4 protein-coding genes and 2 tRNA genes are annotated in these 2,885 nt (G+C 60.1%); 1 reads left to right on the top strand and 5 read right to left on the bottom strand.

The features are described 5' to 3' along the window. Positions 1-136 precede the first annotated feature (136 nt). The 5 genes from QZ326_RS12575 to QZ326_RS12555 form a co-directional block, all read right to left on the bottom strand. Positions 137-213, bottom strand: a tRNA-Asp gene (locus QZ326_RS12575). A 9-nt stretch (positions 214-222) separates the two neighbouring features. Next, a tRNA-Val gene (locus QZ326_RS12570) sits at positions 223-299 on the bottom strand. A gap of 79 nt (positions 300-378) precedes the next feature. Further along, a complete protein-coding gene (gene hslO / locus QZ326_RS12565) occupies positions 379-1,269 on the bottom strand; it encodes an Hsp33 family molecular chaperone HslO (RefSeq protein ID WP_295745811.1) in 891 nt (296 codons plus the stop codon). 13 nt (positions 1,270-1,282) lie between these two features. Continuing rightward, entirely contained in the window at positions 1,283-2,041 is a 759-nt protein-coding gene (locus QZ326_RS12560) for a class I SAM-dependent methyltransferase (RefSeq protein WP_295745809.1), read from the bottom strand. Next, the gene (locus QZ326_RS12555; RefSeq protein WP_295745806.1) at positions 2,038-2,328 is read right to left on the bottom strand and encodes a YerC/YecD family TrpR-related protein; all 291 of its coding nucleotides are present in this window, start codon (positions 2,326-2,328) and stop codon (positions 2,038-2,040) included. Before QZ326_RS12555 ends, QZ326_RS12560 begins: the two co-directional genes overlap by 4 nt. Before the next feature lie 201 nt (positions 2,329-2,529). Here QZ326_RS12555 and QZ326_RS12550 point away from each other — a divergent pair. Continuing rightward, positions 2,530-2,885 (top strand): hypothetical protein (locus QZ326_RS12550; RefSeq protein ID WP_295745803.1); only part of this gene is annotated, 356 nt, incomplete at its 3' end.

Genomic DNA, 2,885 nt, shown 5'->3' with positions numbered 1-2,885 from the left:
CCAGCGACACGTGGATTTTCAGTCCACTGCTCTACCAACTGAGCTATCTGGGCAAATCTTTATCCGCACTGTAAGGTGCAGAGGGGAATTTCAACCCCGAGGGGACCCACGGGATATTTTCATATCCCGTGGGAGATGGCGACCCGGAACGGGCTCGAACCGTCGACCTCTAGCGTGACAGGCTAGCGTTCTAACCAACTGAACTACCGGGCCATCGAAACATGGTGGGAACAACTGGACTCGAACCAGTGACCCCCTGCTTGTAAGGCAGGTGCTCTAACCAGCTGAGCTATGCTCCCAGGTCACCGTCTTCCGTCAGACGGCAAAAGTTATTATACGCAAAGAGGACCGTTCTGTCAACCCAATTTTACGAAATTTTTAAATTTTTTTCCGAATCCCCTCCAAAAGGACTTTCAGCTCCGCTTTCGTAAAGGTCTGCACATTATCGCAGAAGCGGCAGGTCAGCTCCGCGCCGCCCTGCTCGTCGATGATACCTTTCAATTCCTCCGGGCCCAGGCTGATCAGCGCCCGCTCCATCCGGTCCCGGCTGCAGTCACAGCGGTACTCGATGGGAGACCGCTCCAGAATCTCCAGCTCAAAATCAGACAGCACCTGCCGCAGCAACTCCTCCGGGCTGCTGTTCCCGCTCAGCAGTCCCGTCACAGAACCTGCGGCCATGACGCCGCCCTCTACCTTGGCGATGACATCCTCCCCTGCGCCGGGCAGCAGCTGGATGATATATCCTCCTGCCGACATGACGCTCTGATCCCGATCCACCAGCACTCCCAGGCCGCAGGCCGTGGGAATCTGCTCGGACTCCACAAAATAGGCCGCCAGATCCTCGGCAATCTCGCCTCCCAGCAGACCCACGCTGCCCACGTAGGGGTCCTTCATATGCAGGTCCCGGATGACGGTCAACGTGCCGCAGCAGCCTACGGCGGAGCCTACGTCCAGCTTCCCGTCGGGACGCAGGGGAATATCTACCGCCGGATTGTCCACCGTCCCCCGGACATTGCCCTGATTATCCGACACCGCCAAAAGGATACCCAATGGGCCGCCGCCCTGGATGCGCAGAGTCAGACTGGCTCCGTCCTCCTTCAGGGCATTGCCCATCATGGAGGCCGCCGCCAGGGTCCGGCCAAGGGCCGCTGTAGCCACCGGCAGGGTCCTGTGGATCTGCCGCGCCCGCTCCGTCAAGTCCCGGGTAGAGACCGCCACGGCCTTCACCATGCCGTCCTTTGTAATTGCCCGTACCAGCTGATCGCTCATAGGATAATACTCCTTATATTGATTCCAATTCTCTCACGCACCGCACAATCCAGCGGTCCTCGTCCGCCGCCGGGGGGCGCACAGACAGATCCCCGGTGATGGAGACCCGTGTGAACCCCGCCTCCGCCAGATACTGCTGCAGCTCCTCTGCCTCCCAGGCCCGCTCCCGGTGCTCCTCAAAATCCCGCTCCCAGGCGCTATTCGAGCGCAGCTGGAAGAGGTCTACCTGGTAGGTACAGACCTTCGTCCTCTCAGAAAAAAACGTCCGCCACACGCAGAAGCTCTCCTCCGTCTCATCCATATACATCTGTCCGTCCATCCGCCGCAGCTTATAGGGGGTATTCACGTCGAAGATGAACTGCCCCCCGGGCTTCAGCCAGCGGTACACCCGGCGGAAGGTCTCCTGAAGCTCCTGCTTTCTGGTCAGGTAGTTCAGGGAATCCAAAGTGGAGACCGCCGCATCTACAGGCTGAATCAGCCGCAGGCGTGGCATGGCCTGGTGGAGAAACAGCGGAGGCTCCCCCTCCAGACAGGATGCCTTTGCCATAGCCTGGGTCAGCATCTCCTCCGAGCCATCTGTGGCAGTCACCCGGTATCCCCGCTCCGCCAGAAGGCAGGCGATGGTACCGGTGCCGCAGGCCAGGTCCAGCACACTGTGAACCGGAATGCCCCCCTTCCGAAACAGCCGCTCCAGAAAATCCGCCCGCCGCCGGTAGGCGCCGTCGGCCATCAGACCGTCGTAGCTGGAGGCCAGGGCATCATATCCGCTCATTTTTTCTTCATCCGGGCAAAGACCTTGGCATAGCCCCCCGCGCCGTAGCTCAATGAGCGGTTGACCCGGCTGATGGTGGCACTGGAGGCTCCGGTACGCTCTAAAATGTCGTTGTAGATCATGCCGTCGTCCAGCAGGGACGCCACCTCAAAGCGCTGCTCCATGGACCGGAGCTCAGAGACAGTGCACAGGTCCTGGAAAAAGTCATAGCACTCCTGCTCGTCCTTCAGCTGCAAAATGGCCTTATACAGCAGCCCGCTCTTCTCCTTCTTGCCGATCTTGACCATAGTATGGTATCCTCCACACTCTTGTTGTACTGGGCAGAAGAAACCGCCCGCCGGCAGTCTCCTCTGCTGTTTTCTGTATTTTAACACTTCATTGCGTGAAAGTAAAGAGGCCTAGAGCAAAATTTTCCCGGACCCCGCACCACCGTTTGTCCTCCTCCATAAGCTGGGTATATATCAGCAGTATGGGAAGGAGCGGCGGAGATGGCACGAGACAGTCTGGCGGAACTGCACACGGAACCCTTTGCGGCGGAGCGGGAGTGGACGGTGGAGGACATCCCTGTACTGACGGCCTCGGTAGCTGTCCCACGGCCGGTACCGGCGGCAGACCGGGTATCCCGGCGCATTCACCGGTACTATCAGCTTCAGTGCCGCTCCTATCTCCGCTACTGTGAACGCTGGCTCCTGCCCCAGGCGGAGGCTGCCTACCGGGAGGCGCTGGCCGCCAGCGCCCCCCTCCCCTGCCTCCGGGCGGAGCTCCGGTATCAGGTTACCTACAACCAAGGCGGACTTTGGAGCCTGTATACCCAGTCCCGGGAAACGCCGGTATCAGGCCCCTC

It is taken from the genome of uncultured Oscillibacter sp., assembly GCF_910587525.1.
Classification (GTDB): Bacteria; Bacillota; Clostridia; order Oscillospirales; family Oscillospiraceae; genus Oscillibacter.
Note: the sequence above shows the minus strand (reverse complement) of the source record. Positions and strands in the feature narration are given on the sequence as shown.

Excerpts from the sequence above, each read along its gene's own strand:
- hslO (WP_295745811.1), bottom strand. The coding sequence starts at position 1,269 with ATGAGCGATCAGCTGGTACGGGCAATTACAAAGGACGGCATGGTGAAG.
- QZ326_RS12560 (WP_295745809.1), bottom strand. The coding sequence starts at position 2,041 with ATGAGCGGATATGATGCCCTGGCCTCCAGCTACGACGGTCTGATGGCC.
- QZ326_RS12555 (WP_295745806.1), bottom strand. The coding sequence starts at position 2,328 with ATGGTCAAGATCGGCAAGAAGGAGAAGAGCGGGCTGCTGTATAAGGCC.